General features: G+C 57.3%; 24 protein-coding genes. 18 read left to right on the forward strand and 6 right to left on the reverse strand.

Features of this window, described 5'->3' with window-relative positions:
* Positions 1–152 precede the first annotated feature (152 nt).
* Together ssb and ACR0DK_RS12650 are read left to right on the forward strand one after the other, a co-directional pair.
* Positions 153–638 carry a single-stranded DNA-binding protein gene (ssb, locus tag ACR0DK_RS12645; protein WP_170393305.1) on the forward strand — a complete coding sequence of 162 codons (486 nt, stop codon included), beginning with the start codon at positions 153–155 and terminating at the stop codon, positions 636–638.
* Positions 639–656: 18 nt separating this feature from the next.
* Complete coding sequence (locus ACR0DK_RS12650; RefSeq protein ID WP_170595835.1) at positions 657–1,727, forward strand: site-2 protease family protein; 1,071 nt, start codon at positions 657–659, stop codon at positions 1,725–1,727.
* A gap of 3 nt (positions 1,728–1,730) precedes the next feature.
* Here the strand turns inward: ACR0DK_RS12650 and aroB are convergent, their stop codons facing one another.
* Positions 1,731–2,843, reverse strand: a complete 1,113-nt coding sequence (gene aroB / locus ACR0DK_RS12655) for a 3-dehydroquinate synthase (protein ID WP_480736420.1) — start codon at positions 2,841–2,843, stop codon at positions 1,731–1,733.
* Positions 2,843–3,430, reverse strand: coding sequence for a shikimate kinase (locus tag ACR0DK_RS12660; RefSeq protein ID WP_170510337.1), 588 nt, complete (start codon positions 3,428–3,430; stop codon positions 2,843–2,845). The genes aroB and ACR0DK_RS12660 overlap by 1 nt, the downstream gene beginning before the upstream one ends.
* Positions 3,431–3,509: 79 nt before the next feature.
* On the opposite strand from ACR0DK_RS12660, the gene ACR0DK_RS12665 reads away from it, so the two are divergent.
* The 9 genes from ACR0DK_RS12665 to ACR0DK_RS12705 all read left to right on the forward strand — a co-directional run bounded on the left by ACR0DK_RS12665 (position 3,510) and on the right by ACR0DK_RS12705 (position 15,064).
* Entirely contained in the window at positions 3,510–3,659 is a 150-nt protein-coding gene (locus ACR0DK_RS12665) for a hypothetical protein (protein ID WP_170393309.1), read from the forward strand.
* Positions 3,649–5,175, forward strand: coding sequence for a hypothetical protein (locus tag ACR0DK_RS12670; protein ID WP_480736423.1), 1,527 nt, complete (start codon positions 3,649–3,651; stop codon positions 5,173–5,175). Before ACR0DK_RS12665 ends, ACR0DK_RS12670 begins: the two co-directional genes overlap by 11 nt.
* Positions 5,176–5,177: 2 nt before the next feature.
* Positions 5,178–6,134, forward strand: coding sequence for a site-specific tyrosine recombinase XerD (locus ACR0DK_RS12675; RefSeq protein WP_170393311.1), 957 nt, complete (start codon positions 5,178–5,180; stop codon positions 6,132–6,134).
* A 63-nt stretch (positions 6,135–6,197) separates the two neighbouring features.
* Positions 6,198–7,505 (forward strand): HlyC/CorC family transporter, encoded by a 1,308-nt coding sequence (locus ACR0DK_RS12680; RefSeq protein ID WP_170393312.1) that lies wholly within the window; start codon positions 6,198–6,200, stop codon positions 7,503–7,505.
* 105 nt (positions 7,506–7,610) lie between these two features.
* Complete coding sequence (locus ACR0DK_RS12685; RefSeq protein ID WP_480736426.1) at positions 7,611–10,028, forward strand: GcvT family protein; 2,418 nt, start codon at positions 7,611–7,613, stop codon at positions 10,026–10,028.
* A gap of 31 nt (positions 10,029–10,059) precedes the next feature.
* On the forward strand, positions 10,060–10,674 hold the full coding sequence (locus ACR0DK_RS12690) for a nucleotidyltransferase family protein (protein WP_223118155.1): 615 nt from the start codon (positions 10,060–10,062) through the stop codon (positions 10,672–10,674).
* Between the two features lie 746 nt (positions 10,675–11,420).
* Positions 11,421–12,857, forward strand: a complete 1,437-nt coding sequence (locus tag ACR0DK_RS12695) for a DegQ family serine endoprotease (RefSeq protein ID WP_223118156.1) — start codon at positions 11,421–11,423, stop codon at positions 12,855–12,857.
* 163 nt (positions 12,858–13,020) lie between these two features.
* The gene (locus tag ACR0DK_RS12700; RefSeq protein ID WP_170393316.1) at positions 13,021–13,701 is read left to right on the forward strand and encodes a response regulator transcription factor; all 681 of its coding nucleotides are present in this window, start codon (positions 13,021–13,023) and stop codon (positions 13,699–13,701) included.
* Positions 13,694–15,064: a sensor histidine kinase gene (locus tag ACR0DK_RS12705; RefSeq protein ID WP_170510807.1), complete on the forward strand. Its 1,371-nt coding sequence runs from the start codon at positions 13,694–13,696 to the stop codon at positions 15,062–15,064. The genes ACR0DK_RS12700 and ACR0DK_RS12705 overlap by 8 nt, the downstream gene beginning before the upstream one ends.
* A gap of 35 nt (positions 15,065–15,099) precedes the next feature.
* Here the strand turns inward: ACR0DK_RS12705 and ACR0DK_RS12710 are convergent, their stop codons facing one another.
* Positions 15,100–16,323 (reverse strand): cytochrome P450, encoded by a 1,224-nt coding sequence (locus ACR0DK_RS12710; protein ID WP_480736429.1) that lies wholly within the window; start codon positions 16,321–16,323, stop codon positions 15,100–15,102.
* 92 nt (positions 16,324–16,415) lie between these two features.
* Here ACR0DK_RS12710 and ACR0DK_RS12715 point away from each other — a divergent pair, with 92 nt between their 5' ends.
* Complete coding sequence (locus ACR0DK_RS12715) at positions 16,416–16,763, forward strand: TfoX/Sxy family DNA transformation protein (RefSeq protein ID WP_480736431.1); 348 nt, start codon at positions 16,416–16,418, stop codon at positions 16,761–16,763.
* On the opposite strand, the gene rpiB is transcribed toward ACR0DK_RS12715, so the two are convergent.
* The 3 genes from rpiB to ACR0DK_RS12730 form a co-directional block, all read right to left on the reverse strand.
* Positions 16,760–17,209, reverse strand: a complete 450-nt coding sequence (rpiB, locus tag ACR0DK_RS12720; RefSeq protein ID WP_170405254.1) for a ribose 5-phosphate isomerase B — start codon at positions 17,207–17,209, stop codon at positions 16,760–16,762. The two genes, ACR0DK_RS12715 and rpiB, sit on opposite strands and share 4 nt — an antisense overlap.
* Positions 17,210–17,327: 118 nt before the next feature.
* Positions 17,328–17,750 carry a nucleoside-diphosphate kinase gene (gene ndk, locus ACR0DK_RS12725; protein WP_008757405.1) on the reverse strand — a complete coding sequence of 141 codons (423 nt, stop codon included), beginning with the start codon at positions 17,748–17,750 and terminating at the stop codon, positions 17,328–17,330.
* Positions 17,751–17,854: 104 nt separating this feature from the next.
* Complete coding sequence (locus tag ACR0DK_RS12730; protein ID WP_170405251.1) at positions 17,855–19,057, reverse strand: multidrug effflux MFS transporter; 1,203 nt, start codon at positions 19,055–19,057, stop codon at positions 17,855–17,857.
* A 105-nt stretch (positions 19,058–19,162) separates the two neighbouring features.
* Here ACR0DK_RS12730 and ACR0DK_RS12735 point away from each other — a divergent pair, with 105 nt between their 5' ends.
* From ACR0DK_RS12735 to ACR0DK_RS12760, 6 genes are read left to right on the forward strand one after another with little or no spacing between them, the layout of a single operon-like run.
* On the forward strand, positions 19,163–21,016 hold the full coding sequence (locus ACR0DK_RS12735; RefSeq protein ID WP_480704610.1) for an ABC-F family ATP-binding cassette domain-containing protein: 1,854 nt from the start codon (positions 19,163–19,165) through the stop codon (positions 21,014–21,016).
* Positions 21,013–21,633 carry a MarC family protein gene (locus ACR0DK_RS12740; RefSeq protein WP_170393323.1) on the forward strand — a complete coding sequence of 207 codons (621 nt, stop codon included), beginning with the start codon at positions 21,013–21,015 and terminating at the stop codon, positions 21,631–21,633. Before ACR0DK_RS12735 ends, ACR0DK_RS12740 begins: the two co-directional genes overlap by 4 nt.
* Before the next feature lie 41 nt (positions 21,634–21,674).
* The gene (locus tag ACR0DK_RS12745; RefSeq protein ID WP_170405245.1) at positions 21,675–22,256 is read left to right on the forward strand and encodes a TIGR02281 family clan AA aspartic protease; all 582 of its coding nucleotides are present in this window, start codon (positions 21,675–21,677) and stop codon (positions 22,254–22,256) included.
* A 49-nt stretch (positions 22,257–22,305) separates the two neighbouring features.
* The gene (locus ACR0DK_RS12750; protein WP_170731966.1) at positions 22,306–22,932 is read left to right on the forward strand and encodes a hypothetical protein; all 627 of its coding nucleotides are present in this window, start codon (positions 22,306–22,308) and stop codon (positions 22,930–22,932) included.
* A 43-nt stretch (positions 22,933–22,975) separates the two neighbouring features.
* Positions 22,976–24,190, forward strand: coding sequence for an MFS transporter (locus tag ACR0DK_RS12755; protein ID WP_480736437.1), 1,215 nt, complete (start codon positions 22,976–22,978; stop codon positions 24,188–24,190).
* Positions 24,187–24,783, forward strand: a complete 597-nt coding sequence (locus tag ACR0DK_RS12760; protein ID WP_170405236.1) for a YceI family protein — start codon at positions 24,187–24,189, stop codon at positions 24,781–24,783. Before ACR0DK_RS12755 ends, ACR0DK_RS12760 begins: the two co-directional genes overlap by 4 nt.
* Positions 24,784–24,788: the final 5 nt, after the last annotated feature.

The raw sequence follows: 24,788 nt of genomic DNA on the forward strand, positions 1-24,788 counted from the left end.
AATGAAAGCTTGGTTAAGACAGTCCTAATGTTTTCCTGCTCAGCGTTGCACGATCAATCATGTTTCAACCAAGTCGTAGCCCGTATAGGGTCAGCACCAGAATACAGCGCCAGATTCGGGCGCCATCCAGTCAGAGTAAAACGAGGGAATATATGGCGGGTTCAGTCAACAAGGTCATTCTGATCGGCAATCTCGGTGCCGACCCCGAGGTGCGGTCGTTCCAGAACGGTGGTAAGGTGTGCAACCTGCGCATCGCAACGTCAGAGACATGGAAAGACCGCAACACTGGTGAGCGTCGGGATCGAACCCAATGGCACACAGTCGCCATCTTTTCGGAACCTCTGGTTCGCGTTGCCGAGCAGTATTTGCGTAAAGGCAGCAAAGTCTATGTCGAGGGCCAGTTAGAGACCCGTAAGTGGCAGGATCAGTCGGGGCAGGATCGCTATTCGACTGAGGTTGTCCTGCGCCCTTACCGCAGCGAGCTGACTATGCTGGATGCCCGCGGTGAAGGCGGTGGCGGCGGTGGTGGCTATGGCGGTGGTCAGGCCGGAGGAGGCTATGGTGATCCCTATGGCGGCCAGTCCAGCGCCCCTGCCCCTGCATCCGGCGGCATCGATGACGACGAGATTCCGTTCTAAACCAAACGGAGAAACAACATGGCATGGTCCTTCTCACTTGGCCGATTGCTCGGCTCGGAACTGAGGGTCCATGTCACCTTCTTCCTGCTGCTCGCCTGGGTTGGTTTTGCAGCGTATTCCAGCGGTGGTTGGCCCGCTGCGCTCAACAACATCCTGTTCGTTCTGGCTTTGTTTGCCTGTGTCGTCGCGCATGAATTCGGTCACGCGCTCATGGCAAGGCGATACGGGATTCGCACCCCTGATATCACTTTGCTGCCAATCGGTGGACTGGCACGTCTTGAGCGGATGCCAGAAAAACCGATGCAGGAGGTTTGGGTCGCCTTAGCAGGCCCGGCCGTAAACGTCGTCATCTGGGCCATCCTCGTGGTTTTAGGCGCGGGGATACAACTTGGATCGCTGGCCCAGATCGACTCGGCAGGCACAAACCTACTGAGCCGTCTGGCCTATGTGAATCTGTTGCTGGCGGCCTTCAACATGATCCCGGCATTTCCGATGGACGGCGGGCGTGTATTCCGCGCCTTGCTATGTATGAAGATGGAACGTGCCAAGGCCACGCGGATCGCCGCCCTTGGCGGTCAGATCGTAGCGGTCGGGCTTGGTTTTCTGGGGCTGACCTCTGGCAACCCGATACTGGTTCTGATCGCCGTCTTTGTCTTCATTGCCGCGAATTCCGAAAACCAGGACGTTGCGCTACGTTCGGTTGCGCGGCGTGTTAAGGCCCGGGATGCGATGATCACCGAGTTCAAGGCGTTGTCGCCCGATGATACGTTGGCGACGGCGGCTCAAGCGGTCATTCATACGACCCAGCACGAGTTTCCGGTCTTGGCCGAGGATGGCAGCCTTTTGGGTTTTGTCACCCGTGACCGACTGTTCGCAGCGTTAGCAAGCGACCATCCCCGATCCGAGCCTGCAGCGTCGATTATGGATAAGAACATACCACAAGTCGCGCTCACCAGCGGTTTGGATCAAGTTCTGAATGGCCTGCATAAAGGTGCACCCGCAATTGCTGTTTGTACCAAATCGGGACACATGGTTGGCTATATCACCCGCGAAAACATCGGCGAGCTGATGGTAATCCAGGGGCGCTGAATCTCAGCAGGCGGCCAGCGCATCATCAAGCACCGAGACCACTGTCTCGCGCGGCACTTCTGAAGTGACGAACGCCTGTCCGATGCCTCGTGCCATAATGAAACGCAACTGGCCATCCATGACCTTTTTGTCCTGCGCCATCAGATCGACCAGCGTTTCTGCATCCGGCAATTCACCCGGAATATCGGCCAGATCAGTCTTCATGCCCATGGCGCGCAAATGCGCACTGACACGGCTTGGATCTTCTTGCGGGCAAAGCCCCAAGCGAGAAGAAGTTTCAAACGCCAGCGCACAGCCGATGGCGACACCTTCACCGTGCAGCAATCGATCAGAATAATCGGTTGCAGCCTCAAGCGCGTGGCAGAAAGTATGACCCAGATTGAGCAGCGCCCGGTCGCCCTGCTCGGTCTCGTCGCGCGCGACGATATCGGCCTTCATCTGAACCGAGCGTGTGACGGCCTGCACCCGCGCCGCCATATCGCCGGATGCTAATAGAGGCCCGTTATCTTCAAGCCACTCAAAGAACTGGGCATCGCCCAACAGTCCATATTTGACGACTTCGCCATATCCGGCGAGAAAGTCTCGCGTCTGTAACGTACCCAGCACGTCCGTGTCGGCCAACACCAGTGACGGCTGGTGAAACGCTCCAATCAGGTTCTTGCCCTGTGGCGCATTTATCCCAGTCTTGCCGCCAACCGAGCTGTCGACCTGTGCCAGCAGCGAAGTCGGTATCTGAACAAAGCGTACCCCGCGCCGCATCACTGCTGCAGCAAATCCCGCCAGATCACCGATCACACCCCCTCCTAGCGCAACGACGATGTCGTTCCGTTCGACCTTCTCCGCCAGCAACCATTCTACCGCGCGCTCAAAATGCGGCCAGCTTTTGGTGGCCTCACCCGCTGGCATTGCCAGAGCATTCATCTCGATCCCGGCTGAGGCCAGGCCTTCACGCAGTGCATCCAGATGCAGGCCCGCGACAGTCTCATCCGTCAGAACCGCGACACGCTTACGCTTTATCAGTGGAGCAATCCGTTCCCCAGATTGCGCCAAAAGGCCGGGGCCGATCTCTACATCATAAGAACGCTCGGCCAGATCAACATGTACGGTTTGATGCATTAAATTCGTTCCAAAATATCAGGGCGCGTCACCAATGCGGCGATCACCCGATCCACCATATCTTCGATTGCGGTTTCACCATCTGAGTCAGCCACCAGATCGGCCTGTTCATAGATCGGCACGCGCGCCTCGTACAAACCGCGCAACGTTGCATACGGGTCTGCCGTACGCAGCAACGGGCGCGTGTCTTTATGTTTGACGCGATTCCACAACACGTTCAGATCGGCCCGCAACCACACAGATGCACCGCGATCTGAGATCATTTTTCGATTGCCGTCTGCCAGAAACGCGCCGCCTCCAGTCGACAGGATGCCTTTTTCCTCGTCCAGAAGCCGCCCGATGATCTGACTTTCCTTGCTGCGAAAGAACGCCTCGCCATCACGGGCAAAGATCTCGGGGATGGTCATGTTGGCCGCCGATTCGATCTCGGAATCGCTATCGAGAAAGGGAACGCCGAGCCGCGCCGCAAGGGCCCGGCCCACCGCAGTCTTTCCAGCCCCCATCATTCCGACCAAAACGACGGTTTTGTGCAGTTGAAACTGCGCCGCTGTGTCGGAACGCACCGTGTTATGCTTAATTTCGCTCATTTCGTCGTGAATGACGTGATCTTAAGAAAAATGCTAGTTATAACTTGGGCAAAAGCAAAAATTGAGGCAGCGTTCACCCATGGGCCGTTTAATCAAGTTCCTGATTTACCTCATCTGCCTGTGTTTCATCGGGCTGGTTGGGTATGCCTATGTCGGGCCGTTTTTTGGTGCGGACTTTTCCGCTCCTCAAAGTGAAGTCCGCGAACCGGTCATCTTGAATGCCGACTAGAACCACTCTTCTGGCGTTTTTACTGGCCGGAACTGCGCAGGCACAATCGACGGAGCCCTTGTCGATCATTGACTGGCTGACCGACCCCCCAGAAAATCTGCCGGGCACAGTGCTGATGGAACCGCCTGTGACCCAGACAGGGTTGCAGCCGGATATTCAGGTCACCCCGCTTGAGGCGCTGTCGCCACCGCTGGGTTTGGTGGCCTCTTCCGTCACAGGTCTGCCGGTCAACTTGTGGCAGAACAGCGATGCGGATCGCTTGGCGGAACTGATCGCGCAGGTGCGGGTCAAGTCCAACCCCGCAATGCAACGGCTGCTGTTCACCCTGCTCCTTTCCGAGGCACGTCCCCCGAGCGGAGGACAGGCAGAAGACAAATTGCTGATGGCGCGACTGGACCGCCTTATGCAATTGGGCGCATCCGATCCGGTACAGTCTCTGGTTCAGCTGGCCGGTCCGACCGATACGCAAGCTCGTTTCAAACGCTGGTTCGATGCAACTTTGCTGACGGGTGACGAAGACCGGAGTTGCACCGCGCTGATCGCGCAGCCGAATTTGTCTCGGGATTACGCGGCGCAGATATTCTGCAAGGCCCGTCGTGGAGATTGGGCCTCAGCCGCGCTGACGCTCGAAGCCGCTCATGCGCTGCAGGTGCTGCCCGAAGACCAGCTTGCGTTGCTCGATCGCTTTCTCAGCCCGGAATTGTTCGAAGGGGCTGAGTATCTTCCTCAGCCCGACGACCCGAATCCGCTTACGTTCCGTCTGTTCGAAGCCATTGGTGAACGTTTGCCCACGGCTTCGCTGCCACGGGCGTTCGCCAATGCCGATCTGCGCGATGTGGCGGGCTGGAAAGCCCAGGTCGAAGCTGCTGAACGATTGACGCGGATTGGGGCGCTGACACCCAATCAGTTGCTTGGCCTATATACCGAACGTTCGCCGGCTGCTTCCGGCGCCGTGTGGGATCGCGTGGCCGCCATCCAACGGTTCGAAACCGCATTGGAAACCGGAAATCCCGAGGCAGTTTCCAAAACTCTTGTTGAGGTCTGGGCTCAGATGAAAACCGTCGGGCTTGAGGTTCCGTTTGCCGAACTTTTTGCCCCGCGTCTGGCAGCAATGAAACTATCAGGTTCGGCCGCCAAGAATCTGCGGTGGCGTATTCTGCTGTTATCCGAGCTTTATGAAGACGCGGCGCAAGATGTGCCCGAAGGTTCCGATGCGAATATGTTTCTGGCCGCCCTTGCACAGGGCGATCCGCAACGCGCGCCGTCGCCAACCCCTCTGGCGGATGCCATTTCGCAGGGCTTTGCCTGGTCCGCGCCCATCCCTTCGGATATCGACGGGCTGCTGAGTAACGATCAATTGGGCGAAGCCATTCTGGAAACGATGCAATTGTTCGCCCATGGCGCGCGCGGCAATCTGGTCGACCTGACCGCTGCAATCGCTGCGTTCCGCCGCGTGGGTCTTGAAGACTCCGCACGTCGGGCCGCGTTGCAGTTGATGATCTTGAACGGGGCTTGAGCATGACCGCGCCCGCGTCTCAGGAGCTGTGGATTTCCACCTTCCTCGAAGCGCAAGCTGCCGAGCTTGGCGCTGCCACCAACACCCTGCTCGCCTATGGCCGGGATCTGAAAGATTTCTCTGATTGGTTGACGCGTCGGAAATCGGGCTTTTCCGAAGCGGATCGCGATCGGATCGAAGGTTACCTGATCGATTGCGATGCGCAGGGCCTGTCGCGCTCGACAAGGGCACGGCGGTTGTCGGCGATCAAACAATTGTATCGATTTGCTTTCGAAGAAGGCTGGCGCGAAAGCAACCCGGCCATCCAGATCAAGGGACCAGGGCGCCCCAAGCGATTGCCAAAAACACTGGACGTGCCCGAAGTTGACCACCTGCTTGCAGCAGCGCGGCGCACGGGCCGTTCCGACGCAGACAAAATTCGCAACACGTGCCTGATGGAACTGCTCTATGCGACGGGGATGCGGGTGACAGAACTGGTATCGCTGCCGGTCAGTTCAGCCAGAGGTGATCCGCGCATGCTGCTGGTCCTCGGCAAAGGCGGGAAAGAACGGATGGTTCCGCTGTCCCCCCCTGCCCGCGAGGCGTTGGCAGACTGGCTGCAAGCCCGCGATGCGGCCGAGGAAAAAGCTATTTCCAAAGGGGGGCAAGCGTCGCGTTTCCTGTTCCCGTCGCGCGGGAAATCCGGGCACCTGACGCGGCATCGCTTCTTTCTGCTGGTCAAGGAACTGGCGATCGAAGGCGGTGTTTCGCCTGAAAAAGTCACACCTCATACGCTGCGCCATGCGTTTGCGACGCACCTGCTGGCCAATGGCGCGGATTTGCGCTCGATCCAGACGCTGTTGGGCCATGCAGATGTGGCGACAACCGAGATCTATACGCATGTTCTGGATGAGCGCCTGTCGGAACTGGTGTTGGAACACCACCCGCTGGCCAAAGACGACACCACAGATCAGGGCTAACCCCTTGATTGGCCGGGCCCGCACCCCCATAACGAATGCAGCAACACGAACAACCTAGGACCAATGGAACCCACTCCTTCTCTGCTTGATGGCGCATTCTGGATCACGACAGGATCCATTCTTCTTCTCCTTGTCCTATCGGGCTTTTTTTCGGGCTCCGAAACTGCGCTGACCGCATCATCGCGTGGCAAGCTGAGAGCGCAGGCTGACAAAGGCTCGCGCGGGGCGAAAAAAGCGCTGGAAATCACCGATGATAACGAACGTCTGATCGGCTCGGTCCTTCTCGGCAACAACCTTGTCAACATCCTTGCCGCTTCGTTGGCAACCGCCCTGTTTACTCGCCTGTTCGGCGAAAGCGGTGTGGCGCTGGCGACGCTCGTGATGACCCTTCTGGTGCTGATCTTTGCCGAGGTGCTGCCCAAGACCTACGCGATTACCAACGCCGAAAAAGCCGCCGCCTTGGTGGCACCCGTTATCAGCGTCGTCGTAACGGTGTTCTCGCCGGTGGTGGCTGCCGTCCGACTGCTGGTGCGCGGTGTATTGCGCCTGTTCGGCGTACAGATCGACCCCGATAGCAACATCCTTGCGGTCCGTGAAGAAATCGCTGGCGCATTGCAACTGGGCCATTCCGAAGGTGTGGTCGAAAAAGAAGATCGCGACCGTATTCTGGGCGCGCTCGATCTTGGCGATCGCGCGGTGGAAGAGATCATGCTTCACCGCTCGAATATTGAGATGATCGATGCGGATGACGAACCCGAGGCGATCCTGAAACAGTGTCTGGAAAGCCCACACACCCGCCTGCCTGTGTTCCGTGAAGAACAGGAAAACATCGTGGGTGTCGTGCACGCCAAAGACTTGTTCCGCGCAATGTATGCACAGGTAGGCGGCGCGGATGGTGATCCAGAGCGGCTTAAGAATTTCGACATCGCGAAGGTTGCCAACGATCCTTATTTCGTGCCCGAAACCACCACTCTGGACGACCAAATGCGTGAGTTTCTTCGCATGCACAGCCATTTCGCGCTTGTTGTTGACGAATATGGATCGCTGCGCGGGCTGATCACGCTGGAAGATATTCTGGAAGAGATCGTGGGCGAGATCGCAGACGAGTTCGACATCGACGAAGATGTCCCCGTTACCCGATCTGACGACGGCCAGTATCTGGTCGAAGGCGCAATGACCATCCGCGACGCCAACCGCGCGCTTGACTGGTCGCTGCCGGATGAAGAAGCCAACACGCTGGCCGGTTTGGTGATCCACGAGGCTCAGATGATCCCCATTGTGGGCCAAGTATTCTCGTTCCACGGTTTCCGATTTGAGGTCACGGCCCGCGAAGGCAACAGGATCACCGCCCTCAAGGTTCGTCCTCTCTAAGCCCTACAGCGCGCGTATTCAGCAAACGACGCGCGGTGTCGCGAACGGAACAGTAATACGCCAGAGCCCTCGGCAGGCTCGGCCAAAAGCCGAGGGAGAAACATCGTGAAAACCACCACCCGTGTCGCAGTTATCGGAGGCGGCGTTGTCGGATGCTCGGTCCTCTATCACCTGACCAAGCTCGGTTGGTCGGATGTGATGCTGCTGGAACGGTCTGAGCTAACCAGCGGTTCGACCTGGCATGCGGCGGGCGGGTTTCACACCCTGAACGGTGACACAAACATGGCCGCCCTGCAGGGCTATACCATCCGGCTGTACAAAGAGCTGGAAGAGATCACGGGCATGTCGTGTGGACTGCACCACGTCGGCGGCGTCACGCTGGCTGACAATCAAGACCGGTTCGACATGTTGCTTGCCGAACGCGCCAAGCACCGATTCATGGGTCTTGAGACCGAGATCGTCGGGCCTGAGGAGATCAAAAAAATTGCTCCGATCACCAACACCGATGGCATCCTTGGTGCGCTGTATGATCCGCTGGACGGGCATCTTGATCCGTCGGGTACAACACACGCATACGCCAAGGCCGCGCGTATGGGCGGGGCTACGATCGAAACACATTGCATGGTGCGCGAGACCAACCAGCGCCCGGACGGAACTTGGGACGTGGTGACCGACAAGGGTACAATTCACGCCGAACATATCGTCAATGCGGGCGGATTGTGGGCGCGCGAGGTCGGTGCGATGGCCGGGATCTATTTCCCGTTGCATCCGATGGAGCATCAATATCTGGTCACCGATAACATACCCGAGATCGAGGCCATCATCGACGCAGGTGGCGAGCACCCGCATGTGATGGACCCCGCTGGCGAAAGCTATCTGCGGCAGGAAGGGCGTGGACTGTGCATCGGCTTCTACGAACAGCCCTGCAAGCCTTGGGCTGTCGATGGCACCCCGTGGGAGTTTGGCCACGAACTGCTGCCCGATGACTTCGACAAGATCACCGATAGCATTGAATTCGCCTACAAACGCTTCCCTGTTCTCGCTGAGGCGGGTGTCAAATCCGTCATCCATGGGCCGTTTACCTTTGCCCCGGATGGCAACCCTCTGGTCGGTCCGGTGCCAGGAGTGCGGAACTACTGGTCAGCCTGCGGTGTCATGGCCGGTTTCAGCCAAGGCGGTGGTGTTGGCTTGACCCTTGCTCAATGGATGATCGAAGGCGAACCCGAACGCGATGTGTTTGCCATGGATGTGGCGCGGTTTGGCGATTGGATCAGCCCGGGCTATACGCGCCCCAAGGTGATCGAGAACTATCAGAAGCGGTTCAGCGTCGCTTATCCGAACGAGGAACTGCCTGCAGCGCGACCCAACCGAACGACACCAATGTACGACATCTTCAGCGATCTCGGTGCCGTTTGGGGGCAGCAATACGGGCTGGAAGTACCAAACTACTTTGCCCAGGGCGATGAACCGGATTTCGAGACACCCTCGTTCCGCCGTTCCAACGCCTTTGAGGCCACCGGCCGCGAAGTTCGTGCCGTGCGTGGAGGTGTTGGGATCAACGAAGTCCACAATTTCGGAAAATACCGTATTACCGGTGCCGGTGCTCGTGCATGGCTGGATCGCATCATGGCGGGCCGCATACCCAAACCAGGCCGCGTTTCACTGACGCCAATGTTGTCGCATAAAGGTAAGCTGATCGGGGATTTCACCGTCTCCTGCTTGGGCGACGACCTTTTTCACCTGACCGCCTCATACGGCAGTCAGGCATTTCATATGCGCTGGTTCCTGCAAAACCAGGACCATGGCGTGGGCATCGAGAACATCAGCGACCGGTTGAATGGGTTTCAGATCGCAGGCCCCAAGGCCACCGAGGTTTTGTCGGCCTGCACCCGAGAAGCAGTCACCTCGCTCAGGTTCCTCGACGTGCGCGAGATGACAATTGGCATGACGGACTGCATCGTTCAGCGTGTCAGCTATACCGGCGATCTGGGTTATGAGATTTATTGCGACCCAATGGCCCAACGGCAACTCTGGTGGAGTTTGTGGCAAGCGGGTCAAGCTCATGACATGACCCCATTTGGCATGCGCGCAATGATGAGTCTGCGTCTGGACAAGTTCTTTGGCTCGTGGATGCGAGAATTTTCACCCGACTATACAGCGGCAGAAACCGGGTTGGATCGGTTCATCTCATTCTCCAAGAACAGTGATTTCATAGGCCGAGCAGCGGCCGAGGCCGAGCGCGCATCTGGCGTTGATCGCTGCTTGGTGGCTTTTGAGGTCGACGCGGCAGATGCGGATGTAAACGCGTACGAACCGATCTGGTTAGACGGCGCTGTTGTCGGCTTCTGTACATCTGGTGGGTATTCGCACTTTGCGGGCAAGTCGATTGCCATGGGGTTCCTCCCGACTGAACAGGCCACCGAGGGACGTGCGGTTGAAATTGAAATTCTAGGTCAGATGCACAAAGCGCGTGTCATCACGACCCCACTTTTCGATCCCGATGGCGCAAGAATGCGGGGATGACTTATTAATCCACCGACGGCATGCTTGCGAAATGACCCAGATTCCCATCATCCTGCTCGCTGCCGGGCAATCCAGCCGCATGGGTGGTGCTGATAAGTTAATGCAACCGATTGAAGGCGTGCCGCTTCTGCGCCGAGTGGCTCAGCGGGCGCTTGCCGCAGGTCACGTTATCATCGCCCTGCCCCCGGCCCCACATCCCCGATATACGGTGCTACAGGGCCTCGATGTTCAACTGGTCGAAATCCCAAATGCGCAAGAAGGCATGAATGCCAGTTTGAGAGGCGCAATGGCCTCCGTTCCAGCAAATGCACCTGCGGTCATGATCCTGTTATCGGACCTTCCGGACCTCACAACCCAAGACCTGAACAGCGTTCTCCGATCAGTCAAAACCCACCCTGACAATCTGATATGGCGTGGGGCTACTGACGAAGGCGCTCCCGGCCATCCTGTCGTGTTTGATCGTTCTCTATTTTCAGAGCTTTCGGAACTGAACGGTGACAGCGGCGCGCAGATTGTTGTGCAACGCTACAAGGGCAAGGTTCATCTGCATCGCCTGCCCGCCCAGAATGCGCTGCTTGATTTGGATACACCCGCCGATTGGACCCGTTGGAATGCGGGCCGACCGCAAAAGCAGCCCCTCAAATAAACGCGACCCGGTCAATAATGACCGGGTCGCATGCCCAAAAACAGGACTACCACTTTCACCAATCTCTAAAGCGCGGTCAGATCGCCAATCAGGCTTCCCGACGTTGTGCTGCTGAACCTAAACAAGACCCCCTCGTTAACATGCCGCTCAGCGCTATGGAGACTGAGATGCGCCTTTGACACCCCCTAGTGCCTAAGGCCCCCCTCACTTGGGCAACTCCAATGTCGCTGATCCGATGCGTTCAAACAATGTAAAATTGGATGAAATGGTAAATTTCAGCGCAGGCGCACTGGCTTTTGAGCAACAATGCAACACTCTGGTTTCTACCAATGGTTGCATCGACTTATACTTTTTCCAGAAGTTTCCGTCAGTTGCGCACTTAGAATACGGCTAACTTACCTATTTCAAAGGCATCGACGGGCGTGTTCGAAATTTGAACACTCCATCTCACGCAACTTTTAGGAGAAGTATTTTTGAGACCGCAAAAGCGTCGTTTCTTTGTTAACAAAAATGAATCAATTCAATGCTTTTTCGAAATTATTGACTTTATCGGCAACAATCCACCGATTCGCCACATAGCACCCAAGCTGATTCTTGCTACCCGAGCACGTTGAACGGAGTCATTAAAGCGGCGAAACGTGGCGAAATTAAGGTTTCTTAATATTTCTCTCAGGATATCCCAAGGTTGCCAGTGCATCTCCTGTCTCAATGCGCGGGATCAACCGCCGAAATAGACAGGAGTCAAAATGAGCATCCGTAAATCCTCACTGCTTATTCCACGCACATCCAGCTGGATGGGAGCTACCGCACTGGGCGCGGCCATGATGGCCACCACCGCCCTGCCCGCAATGGCAGACGAGGCTCTGGCCGATCTGGTCGAAACCGTCTCGCCTTCGGTGGTCACGATCACCGCCAAGCAAGATGCCAAACCACGCCCCACACAAGGTCAAGAGTTCGACCTCGAAAACCATCCCTTTGGCGAGTTCTTTAAACGGTTCGGCGGTCCTGAAGGATTTGACATGCCGCAGCGAGGCCCCAGCCAGGGTTTGGGATCAGGCTTTGTACTTGATAAGGCGGGATACATCGTTACCAACCACCACGTTGTCGACAACGCCAGCGAAGTGACCGTACGTCTGAGCGATAACCGCACTTTCGAAGCCGAAATCGTCGGAACAGATCCGCTGACGGACATCGCCGTACTTAAAATCGACGCAGGGGAAGACCTGCAAGCCGTTCAAATGGGTGACAGCGACGTCATTCGTGTGGGCGAAGACGTCGTCGCCATCGGCAACCCGTTTGGCCTGAATGCAACTGTCACGACCGGTATTGTTTCCGCGAAGGGACGCAATATTTCGGAAGGCCCTTATGCCGAATTCATCCAGACCGATGCTGCCATCAACAAAGGCAACTCGGGCGGTCCGCTGTTCAACATGGAAGGTGAAGTGATCGGTGTGAACTCGGCTATCTATTCGCCGAGCGGCGGCTCAGTCGGGCTCGGCTTTGCGGTGACCTCGAATATTGTAGATCACATCACGGCTGATCTGCGCGATGACGGCGAGGTCAGCCGCGGTTGGTTGGGAGTGTCGATCCAGAATGTCAGCCCCGAACTGGCTGCTGCGATGGGTATCGATACGGCAACAGGTGCACTGGTATCGGATGTTGTACCTGACAGCCCGGCCGATGGCGTACTGCAGCAAGGTGACGTGATCCTGACCTTCAATGACGAAGCCGTTGATTCCAGTAGCGATCTTCCGATCCTGGTTGGCACGACCAAGGTAGGTACTGATAGCACGCTGACTGTTCTTCGAAATGGCAAAGAAGAACAGATCGAACTGACAATCGGTCAGCATCAGTCAGCCTCGGCGGCGACCGATAGCGTGGTTGAAGACAAGTTCGAAGGTACGTCGCTGGGCGTAACCGTGGCACCGCTGACCGAAACCGCCCGCGCCGAGATTGGCGTGGCCGAGAACATCGATGGTGTTGTTGTCACCGATCTGGAGCCCGAAAGCCCTGCGGCCAAGGCCGGATTGCAGCGTGGTGATGTGATCGTTCGACTGGGCAATCTGGATACCGTTACGCCAGACGCTTTGAAAGAAGCGCTGGAGAACGAAAAGACGGATCCAGCTCTGGTTTTGATCAATCGCGGTGGCAACCAGATCTTCGTCGCGGTCGAAATCGCCTAACCCTACACCTAAGCGCGCCACATGATGGGGAAATCTGGAGCGCTTATTCTGGCAGGCACGGATTGTCCACGTGCCGCCGGAACAGCCGGGTGCACCTTTGCACCCGGCATGTTTTTTTCAAAGAGTATGTGTGTTTAAATCCCATTGGGAAGGAGCCCTGACCATGAGCAGACGCTTGTTGATCGTTGAAGATGACCAAGACACACGGGACTTCATTGCCAAGGGATTTGGTGAAGAAGGCTATGTTGTCGAAGTCGCATCAGATGGCCGCGAAGGCCTGTACCACGCAACTGACGGCGGATTTGATGCGGTCGTACTGGACCGAATGCTTCCCGGGCTGGACGGGTTATCACTGATTAAGTCAATGCGTGCGGCTGGGTTGAAAACACCTGTTCTGATGTTAACCGCCATGAGTGCAGTGGACGAGCGAGTCAAAGGCCTCCGCGCGGGCGCAGACGATTATCTGGTCAAACCATTTTCATTCCAGGAACTTCATGCCCGGATCGAAGCCCTGTTGCGTCGACCGCAAGAAGCCGAAGAGACGCCTACCCTTGCCTGCCGCGATCTCGAAATGGATCTGTTAACCCGCAAGGTCACGCGCAACGGTCGTGAAATCACCCTGACCCCGCGCGAATTTCAAATTCTGGAGTTCTTTCTGCGCCGAAAAAACCGCGTCGTCTCGCGCACGATGTTGCTTGAAGGTGTGTGGGATTACCACTTTGACCCGAACACCAACGTGGTCGACGTCCATATTTCGAAACTGCGCCGCCAGCTTGATGAAGACGGAGCTGACCCGGTGATTGAAACAGTCCGAGGCGCCGGATACATGGTTTCGGATGGATAACCTGCGCCTGTCGCTGAAAAACTCTCGTACTCGGTTGGTTCTGGCCAGCATGGTGCTTAGCACTTTGCTGACGGCGACCGTTCTGACGATGGTGTATTTTACGGCCAATCGCACGATTTCAGGCGAGACGCGTTCGGTCGTTCAGGCCGAGCTTACGGGCCTGGCAGATGAATATGAACGGCGTGGCATGATCGGGTTGATCTCTGCCATCGACCGCCGTTTGCCGACAGCGGCCGAGCGGGATGCCTTGTACCTGCTGACAGGTCGGCAAGGCACGAAACTGGCGGGCAACCTGACGCATTGGCCGGAAGGGATAACTCCGGGCAGCGGCTGGGTCGATCTTCAACTTCGCAAAGAAGATACGGATCAATATGTCCCGATCTCTGCCGCTTCGGTCCGGCTGCCGGGTGGTGAGAGGCTGCTTGTCGGGCGTGATTCATTGGCCAGACAGCAATTCGACCGGGTTCTGTTCCGATCTGTTGCACTGGCACTTGCCACTGCATTGGCGCTGAGTTTGTTGACCGGCTGGCTGCTGACCCGGCTGGTGTTTTCACGACTGAAAGACATCGCCAATACAGCCGACAATATCGTTTCCGGCGATTTAGCTCTGCGCATGCCTCTACGTGGCACGGGCGATGAATTCGATCAGGTCGCGGGCACGTTGAACAACATGCTGGACCGTATTGAAGAGTTGATCAGCAACCTGCGCACAACCTCCAATTCGATTGCTCATGACCTGCGCTCTCCCTTGTCGCGGCTGCGGCAAAGGGTCGAATCTCTGGCTGAGCCCGGCAAAAGCGATCAAGATCGCGAGATCGACATGGCGCGCGCGACAGGAGAGATTGACCACCTGCTGCGCGTTCTCAGCCAACTGACCGAGATTTCGCGCGCCGAGGCCGGTCTGGGCCGCGAACAATTTGAACCGGTAAAGCTTTTGCAACTGGTCGGTGATGTGGTTGAGTTATACGAACCTGTCGCGTCTGATCAGAACATCCGACTCGAGGTCGTTGGAAACGCGAAACCCATCCAAGGCCACCGCCCTTTGCTGTCTCAAGCGCTGTCGAACCTTCTTGAAAACGCCATGCGCTACGCCCCGCCCGGCACAGCGATCACCATCGAAATTCAAGACGACGGCGACTATGCGTTACTCAGCGTTCGCGACCGGGGCCCTGGCGTACCAGAAAGCGATCTGCCCCGATTGCAGATGCCGTTTGTCACGCTTGATCCCGCAAGGACAGGGCGCAATGCTGGTCTTGGACTAGCGCTTGTGGCGGCAATTTCGCATATGCACGGCGGCACGTTTCTAGCGCGTAACCGGAAGCCAGGGCTTGAGACAACTCTGAAGTTATCACGCAATTCGTAATTGCATGAAGAACATCTACTAGAGCGTTGATCAAATTACATAACTGCAGGCAAGGAAGCGTATCCGTGAAAGCGAATGCGACCACCCTGCACCCGTTTTCCTTGAATCTGGTAATCGGGAAAACGATTCAACAACCGGCCCAATGCAACACGACCTTCAAGACGCGCCAAAGTCAGGCCAACGCAGACATGCGGCCCGCCTGCGAAAGCTAGGTGCCTGTTCGGCTTACGTGTGATGTCAAACCGGGTCGGGTCGGTGAACACCTCGGGATCACGGTTCGCTGCCCCGATACATAGATGCAGGTTCGTTCCTTTGGCGATCTGATGTCCTCGGATTTCAACGTCCGCCGTAGTTTCCCGGTTGCCAAATTGGTTGGGCGACCGAAAGCGCAAGACCTCTTCAACCGCCGGAGCAATCAATTCGCCATCTTCCAACAGCCTTTGGCGTTGTTCTGGATAGTCATGAAGCAGCGCCAGCCCATTGCCGATCAGATTGGTGGTCGTTTCGTGGCCCGCATTCAGGATAAAGATACAGTTTTGCAGAAGCTCAATCTCGCTCAGCATCTCGTCCGCGCCTTCGCCTCGGATCAGACGTGTCAGAACATCTGTTTCCGGATCTCCCGGATTTGCGCGACGACGGGCAACAAGATCCTGAAGATAGGTTTTGAATTCGCGAACAGCAGTGTGGCCCTTTTCCAGCTGAGCTTCTGTCAAAGCGGGTTCCAAAGCACCAAGGATGGCCAACGACCAATCGCGCAGAGGCGCGCGTTCGTTCATCGGTACATCCAGCAGATTGCCGATGATCTGGATCGGAATGGTCGAAGCAAAATCCGCGATCAGGTCAACCTGCCCCCTGCCCGCCATATCATCCAGCAGCGTATCAACGGTTTCGATCAGACCCGGCTCCATCCGCGCGATTGCCCGGGGCGTCAGGGCTGAGGTCATGATCTTGCGCACACGCGTGTGCAAAGGCGGGTCGGAGAACACCAATGAAGTTGTATGATGTTCGAATAACGGCGAGCCAACACCGAATTTAGGGCCAAACGCCGCCTCCTTATCCGAGGAATAAAGCGTCGTGTTGCGATAAATGGCATCCAGATCCGCATGGCGCGACAACAACACGGAACCGTCCGGCTGTCGCAATACTGGCGCATGCTCAAGCAGTGCATCGTAAAAGGGGAACGGGTCGTTGACAAACCCCTCGTGCGGGTTCATCAGGTCCAGATTTTGCGCGACATTCTCTAGGCTTAGATCGTTCATTCTTGACCCCTCCAATGCTTGGGTAGCGGAAAGGGAAGCCGCAAACAACCTTGAGCGGGTGACAGGCCGCATCGGGCGGGATAAGACAAGGCATGTCTGATCCGATCTCCTCCATCCGCAATCTTGGCCCGGCATTCGAACAAGCCTGCGCACGAGCGGACATTATGACAGCTCAGGAGTTGCGAGCGTTGGGAGCAGACGAGGCATATGCGCGCCTGTTACAGGCCGGAACGCGCCCTCATTTCATCGGCTATTATGTGCTGGTCATGGGCTTGCAAGGCCGCCCTTGGAACGACTGCAAGGGCGAGGAAAAGAAAGCCTTGCGCGAACGATTCGATGCGATCAAAGCCGGAGTCAGCATAGCGCCAAAGCATCAGATGATTGCCGATCTTGATGCTTTGGGCGTGCGAATTTCAGCCAAGGATTTGGCGGCAGACTAGGCTTCGAGCGCCCCGATCATATCGACCCGCGTTGCGTGGCGACCACCTTCGAATTCGGATGTCAGGAAAGCAGCCGTGATTTCCAGTGCTTGCTTTTCATCGATAATCCGCGCCCCCAGCGAGAGCATGTTTGCGTCATTGTGCTGACGGATCATCTGGGCCGAAAAGACATCACTGCAAACGCCACATCTGACGCCGTTGATTTTGTTCGCCGCCATCATGATACCCTGACCGGTGCCACACAAGATGATACCAAAGCGACAATCACCCGAAGCCACAAGGCGCGCTGCGGCAGCTCCGTGTTCGGGATAATGAGTGCTTTCCGATGTGGTCGGGCCGATATCTACGGCCTCCCAACCTTCGGCTTCAACGTAAGCAGAGATAGCCTGCCTGAGGTCGATTGCAGCGTGATCACTGGAAAGAACAATGCGTTTGTTTGTGCTCATGACGGCATTTCGCTCCTGTCAACAATAGCAATGCGGACAAACACTCTTGAGCCCTGCCCTCATAAGAAAGGCCGCACCCGATATGGGGTGCGGCCCAAAGCTAGGATCTGACGGCCGATTAGCCGACCAGTTCGATGCCCGAGAAGAAGTAGGCGATCTCAACCGCGGCAGTTTCCGGTGCGTCCGAACCGTGGACCGAGTTTTCGCCGACCGATTCAGCGAACTCGGCGCGGATGGTGCCAGGTGCTGCGTCTGCAGGGTTGGTTGCGCCCATGACTTCGCGGTTCTTTGCAATGGCACCTTCGCCTTCCAGAACCTGAACAACAACAGGGGCCGACGACATGAATTCGCACAGTTCGTCATAGAACGGACGCTCGGCGTGCACGTCATAGAACTTGCCAGCTTGGGCTTTGGTCATGTGGATGCGCTTTTGCGCGACGATGCGCAGGCCAGCTTCTTCGAACTTGGCATTGATCTTGCCAGTCAGGTTGCGGCGGGTTGCATCGGGTTTGATGATCGAGAATGTGCGTTCCAGTGCCATGTCGGCCTCTCCTTGACTTTAGGGCGCGACACCCGCGCCGAAATCCATCGCGCGCCGCCTAACATGGTATTTGCCTCATGAAAAGCGTTATGATCGTTTATCGCTCAGATCGCCTCAGGCAGTGGGTCGGTACGATCCAAACGACGGACATAGAGCACTGCTAAAAGACCAGCAAAGCTGCTGCCGCACATCATGCTCAGCACCAGATAAGGCCCGTTTTCGGGGCTTACGAACGTCCCGGTCATCATGGTCAAGACCGCCCCCAGCGCCACGATCAAAGCGCCTGATAAGCCGGCCGCGCTGCCAGCCAATTTCGGGCGTACCGACATCACCCCGGCCGAGGCATTTGCATTGGTCAGACCATTTCCGAAACCAACGCAGATGGCGGATCCAAAAAACACCCAGACCGAGCCCATATTGCCGATGAACAGCAGCAGCCCGCAAAATGGCCCAACCGAGGCCACGACCCGACCGAACAAGATCATTGTCGTCAGCTGGGTACGCTTTGCGATGCGCCCGGTAACAAAGTTGCCGACCATAAACCCGCCCGTGATGATACCGATGCCCAGACCCAGCATTGCTGGGCTCAGGTCGAACCAGGCTGCGGCGACCAGAGGCGCGCCGGTGATAAAACTAAAAAAACCGCCGATGGAGAACGCGGCGCATAAGGCGTAACCCCAGAACCTACGCGCGCGGAACAAATGCGGGTATTCCCGCATCTGCGCCGCGAAAGTCGACGAGCGGTTGGTGTTGGTTTCACCCATGTCAGCCCAAAGCAGCAACAGCACCCCTGCCCCAAGCAGCGAATACAGCACGAACCCGGCCCGCCAACCAAAAAGCATATCCAGCGCTCCACCTAGCATTGGCCCAAGCATCGGTGCCAGTGCCATGGCCATTGCGACATAGCCCAGCTTGCTGGCGGCCTCGTTTGGTGGATATCGGTCGCGGATCGAAGCACTCGACAGCACCGGCCCGGCCACCACCGCCGCCTGAATCATCCGAAACGAAAGGAAAACCCAGATTGACTCGGCTAAAACGCATCCAATTGATGCGGCGACAAATATGACCATCGCGATCAACAAAACCGGCCTGCGCCCGTAGCGATCCGACAGCGGCCCGACGATCAACTGCAAGACCGCCGAGACAAATAGGTACCCTGCGACGGCCACGTTCATCAGGCCATAATCCACGCCGAAATCTTCGCTCATATGCGCCAGCGACGGAAGGAACATGTTCAGTGTCAGAACCGAGAGCGCCGTTGCAAAGATCAACGTAATCAGGGTTGGAGGAGATTGAGCCGCACGCATATCGAAACCGTTTGGAAGACGAACCGGAACAGCGCTAACACATTGCTTCTGGCTTGAACATGGTGACCTCTGGCGGCGTCTTGGATGCTCTGATAAGAGCGCCTCATGCTACGGATCGATAACATCACATACGCCGTTGAAGGGCGTCCTCTGTTCGACGGGGCCAGTGCGACCATTCCCGATGGCCACAAGGTCGGCCTTGTCGGGCGCAATGGTACCGGAAAGACGACGCTCTTTCGGTTGATCCGGGGCGAGCTGTCGCTGGAATCAGGCAATATATCCCTGCCAAAACGCGCGCGGATCGGGGGCGTGGCGCAGGAAGTGCCGTCCTCGGATGTCTCGCTGATCAACACGGTTCTGGCCGCGGATGTGGAACGCAGCACATTGATGGCCGAAGCAGACAGCGCAATAGATCCGGACCGAATTGCTGAAATCCAGACACGGCTGGCTGATATCGACGCATGGTCGGCTGAGGCTCGGGCAGCCTCAATTCTCAAAGGACTGGGCTTTGACGATGAGGATCAGCTGAAACCCTGTTCGGATTTCTCGGGCGGATGGCGCATGAGGGTAGCGCTGGCGGCCGTACTGTTTTCGCAGCCTGACCTGTTGCTGTTGGACGAACCGACCAACTATCTGGACCTTGAAGGTGCGTTGTGGCTTGAAAGCTATCTGGCCAAATACCCTCACACCGTCATCATCATCAGCCACGACCGGGGGTTGTTGAACCGCGCCGTCGGATCAATTCTGCATCTCGAAGATCGCAAACTGACTTATTACGCGGTTCCCTACGACAAGTTTGCCGAACGTCGCGCTGAACGTCTGGCACAAGCAGAGTCGGAAAACGCCAAGGCCAAGGCCCGCATCGCACATCTGCAAAGTTTCGTGGATCGTTTCCGCTATAAGGCGTCAAAGGCCGTTCAGGCCCAGTCTCGTTTGAAGATGATCGAGCGCATCCAACTGGTTTCAACTCCGCAAGAGGCGGCTTTGCGCGCCTTTTCATTCCCCGAGCCAGAAGAACTGTCGCCACCGATCATTCAACTTGAAGGAGGGGTAACCGGTTATGGTGAGACCGAGGTTCTGCGACGACTGAACCTGCGTATTGATCAGGATGATCGGATCGCTCTGCTGGGCAAGAATGGTCAGGGCAAGTCAACCCTTTCAAAACTGCTATCTGACCGCCTACCCCTGATGGCGGGTAAAATGACCCGAAGCTCCAAGCTGCGCATCGGCTATTTCGCGCAGCATCAGGTAGATGAGCTGTATGTGGACGAAACACCATTGGATCACCTGCGCCGCCTGCGCCCGAATGAGGCGCCCGGCAAGTGGCGCTCGCGTCTGGCGGGGTTCGGATTGAACGCGGATCAGGCGGAAACGTTAGTCGGGCGTCTTTCTGGCGGGCAAAAAGCGCGTTTGTCGCTGCTGATCGCTACCATCGACGCGCCGCATATGCTGATCCTTGACGAACCGACGAACCATCTGGACATCGAAAGCCGCGAAGCGCTGGTCGAAGCGCTGACTGCCTATTCCGGCGCGGTCATCTTGGTCAGCCACGACATGCACCTACTGTCGCTTGTCGCTGATCGGCTATGGCTGGTCTCGGATGGCACCGTGAAGCCATTCGATGGCGATCTTGAGGCCTATCGCGCTCTTTTGCTGGCCCGCGAGAAACCGGTCAAGGATAAACTACAGGCGCCCAAACCCAAACGTGCGTCACGCGAGACCGTATTGGCCCTGCGTGCGGATCTGCGCAAATGCGAAGACCGGGTCGAGAAACTGACCGATATGCACGACAAGCTTTCTGCCAAGCTGGCCGATCCGGCGCTTTATGAAGATGACCGGATCAACGATCTGGAAACCTGGAACCGCAAATTCGCCGAGGTGGTCGAAGCCATGCAAAAGGCCGAAGCCCTATGGGTTGCCGCCGCAGAACGGTTGGAACAGGCAGAGAGCGCAGCATGATCGACATGGCCTTTTTCATAACGGCTTTCACCACGATGTTTGTGGTGATCGACCCTTTCGGAACCACGCCAATTTTCGTTGCCTTGACGCAGGACATGGATGCGGCCACACGCCGTAAGATTGCCATTCGCAGCTGCCTGACCGCGGTTTTCATCCTGATCGCCTTTGCCGCTTTTGGTGAAGCAGTTCTTGGATTCGTCGGCATCTCGATGGAAGCCTTCCGCGTTGCAGGTGGCGCGCTTTTGTTTCTGACTGCGCTGGACATGCTGTTCGACCGCCGTACCAAACGCCGCGAGGACCGCGCCGAGGAAGAAGATCATTCTGACCCTTCGGTTTTCCCCCTGGCCATACCCCTGATCGCGGGCCCTGGATCGATCGCAACAATCATTCTTTTGGCCGGACAAAACCCGGGCGTCCCTGGGATCGCAGCGGCCTGCGCTGTTATGCTTGCCGTCATGTTGGTTGTATTTGTGTTCTTTCTGGCCGGCGGCATGATCGCCCGTATTCTCGGTAAAACCGGGCTGAACGTGCTGACACGGCTGCTGGGTATGCTGCTGGCTGCACTGTCGGTTCAGTTCATTCTTGATGGCCTCAAAGCCTTTGGTTTCGCCTCTTGAAACACCATATTGGTATGAGAAAACTGATTTCGGGTGATTGAATGGACGGCTACGATATTGGGCGATTGACCTATCTGGTTTTGCTGGGTGCGGCCCTGTTGATGTGGTTTATCACTCAGAACCGTCAGTCTTTGGGCAAAACCATGCAGCAGGTCGCGGCTTGGGTGTTTATCTTTATCGGTGTCATTGCCGTTGTCGGATTGTGGGATGACATCCGTTCAACCGTCAGCCCGACCCCGCAACTGACCGTAACTGATCAGCGGATTGAAGTGCCCCGCTCTTATGATGGACACTACTATTTACCAATGCTGGTGAATGGCACAGCGGTGACCTTTCTGGTCGATACCGGGGCCAGCAATATCGTCATCAGCCCGAAAGATGCCGAACGAATTGGAATCGATACGGATCAATTGAACTATCTCGGCCGCGCCTCGACGGCCAATGGCATTGTGCGTACAGCGCCGGTTCGGCTGGACAGCCTGTCTTTGGGCCCCATCACCGATCGCGATATCCTGGCCTCGGTCAATGAAGGCGATCTGGGTCAATCCTTGCTAGGGATGGCGTATCTGCACCGCTTTTCGAACATCCAGTTCGCAGATGGGCGTCTAATCCTGTCGCGTTGACCGCATTCCCCAATTGAGAACAAAATGAGAACATGCTAATTTGATCAGCATGTCCACCAATCTTCTTGGCCGCAAGCCCGCGCGCACCCCACCCGGGGTGGCCCTGCACCCACAGATCAGTCTGCAACTGGCCCGTGTACACGAAGCCTGCGGCCCTGCCCGGCGTAGCTTTGCTCTGTGGATAGCGGGGCAGACTCAAGGGCCAGTGATGTGGATTGCCCCGGCTTGGGAGGTGGCGCAGCTACATCCCGAGGGCATGCTGCCTTTTGCCGATCCGTCCCGGTTTCTGCTGATCCGCCCTGACAAACCCGAAGACCTGTTGTGGTGCATGGAAGAAGCCTTGCGCAGCGGTGCCGCCCCGTTGGTCATTGGCGATTTGCCCGGCCCGCCGGGTCTGACCCCGGTCCGGCGGATGCATCTGGCTGCCGAACAGGGCGGCATATCGGGACAGGCCCCGCTGGGGCTACTGCTGACGCCTGACGATGGTGGCGCACAGGGGATTGAGACGCGCTGGCATATGGTGCCCACCTATCGGGACGAGGCCTGCAGTTGGTGTCTGACCCGCCGCCGCGCCCGCGCCCTGCCCCCGGCCAGTTGGCACGTGACGCGGGCTGCTCCTCATTGCGGACTGCAGTTAAAGCAGATCAAATCCGAAGACGCCCCGATGATCACATAACTTGTGACTGGCCAAAACCGGACTTGCCCCCTAGCGTGCCGGCATGACACACCCGATCCATGACAGCCGATATTCCTGGCTTCGCCTGCTGATCACCCTGGCCATCGCAACCGTGGTCAATGTGGGCATGTGGGCTGTGATCGTCGTCATGCCCGCCATCGAGGCCGAGTTTGGCGCAGACCGAGCCGCAGCGTCGATGCCCTATACGCTCGCCATGATCGGCTTTGCCTTCGGCAACATGTGGCTGGGCAAGCTGGTGGACCGACTGGGCGTGACAATGGCGTTGATCGGCGCCGCTGTGCTGAGCGCGGTAAGCTATCTGCTGGCAACCCTTGCGCCGAATATTGCGCTGCTGTCGGTTGCGCATCTTCTGCTGGGGCTCGGCACGTCAATCGGATTTGGACCGCTGATCGCCGATATCTCGCATTGGTTCATGCGCAGGCGAGGGATTGCCGTGGCACTGGTGGCCAGTGGCAACTACCTGTCGGGCGCGATCTGGCCCACGCTGCTATCGGGCATTCTGCAGCGCGAAGGGTGGCAGCAGGTTTATCTGAGCCTCGCCGTCATCACCCTGGTCGCCGTCATTCCTCTGTCCCTGCTTTTGCGCAGACAGGTCCCCGTCGAGGCGCACGGCACGGCAGCAGCGGCAGCACAGGTCAAAGCACAAAGCGTCGGCTTTTCACCCCGCGCCCTGCAGTACATCCTTGGGTTGGCTGGTATCGGCTGCTGCGTGGCCATGTCGATGCCCCAGGTCCATATTGTCTCCTATTGTGTGGGCTTGGGCTATGGCCCGGCCGTTGGGGCCGAGATGCTGTCTCTGATGCTGTTGGGCGGCGTGGTTAGCCGCATCATCTCGGGGCTTGTCGCGGACCGGTTGGGAGGGCTTTCAACACTGCTGATTGGCTCGGTCCTGCAATGTATCGCTCTGTTCCTGTTTCTCCCTTATGATGGGATGGTTTCGCTTTATGTCGTCAGCATGCTATTCGGGCTGGCCCAGGGTGGTATCGTCCCCAGCTACGCGCTGATTGTACGTGAATATATGCCCCCGCAAGAGGCCGGTGCGCGCGTGGGTTTTGTCATGATGATGACTATCCTCGGCATGGCTCTGGGTGGTTGGATGTCGGGCTGGATCTATGACGTGACTGGCAGTTATCAGCTTGCTTTCATCAATGGCATCCTTTGGAACGGGCTGAACATCGCAATCGTGCTGATGCTCATGAAACGCTCGCGCCCGCGCGGTCGCACGGCGATGGCATGAGGAACCTTACCCGACGCAGCCTGATTGCAAGCCTTTGCGCGTTACCAATGGCACGGGCAGCGATGGCCGCCCTCACCCCATATGCGCTGGCAGCATCGCGCAGTTCCGTTGGCTTCACCTATGATTTGTCCGGCGCGCTTCAGACGGGCACGATGCCAGTACAGTCGGCCCAAATTCTGATTGATACCAATCGCTTGCAAAACAGCCGGGTCGATGTCGTGCTGGACGTGGCCCGGGCGCGGACGAACCTACCATTTGCCCGAGGTCCGATGTTGGGAAAGAGTGTGTTGAACGCTGCCCAATACCCCACCATCCGTTTCATCACGACCAAGATTCAGTTGGGACCCACTGGCCGTATCTCGGAAGGTGCAACCGTGACCGGCGATCTGACAGTGCGCGGTATCACGCGCCCGGTGACTTTGAGCGCCAACCTGTATCGAAGACCGGGAAGCGCGGTGGATGATTTGGACACCCTGTCCATCCGGCTAGAGGGGGCGATCAATCGAAATGAGTTTGGCGCGTCTGGATATCCTGATCTTGTACAACCCACGATCGGCCTGGACATCCACGCCGAAATCATCCGGCAGGATTAACCACA

Source organism: Ruegeria sp. CE6 (assembly GCF_056537485.1).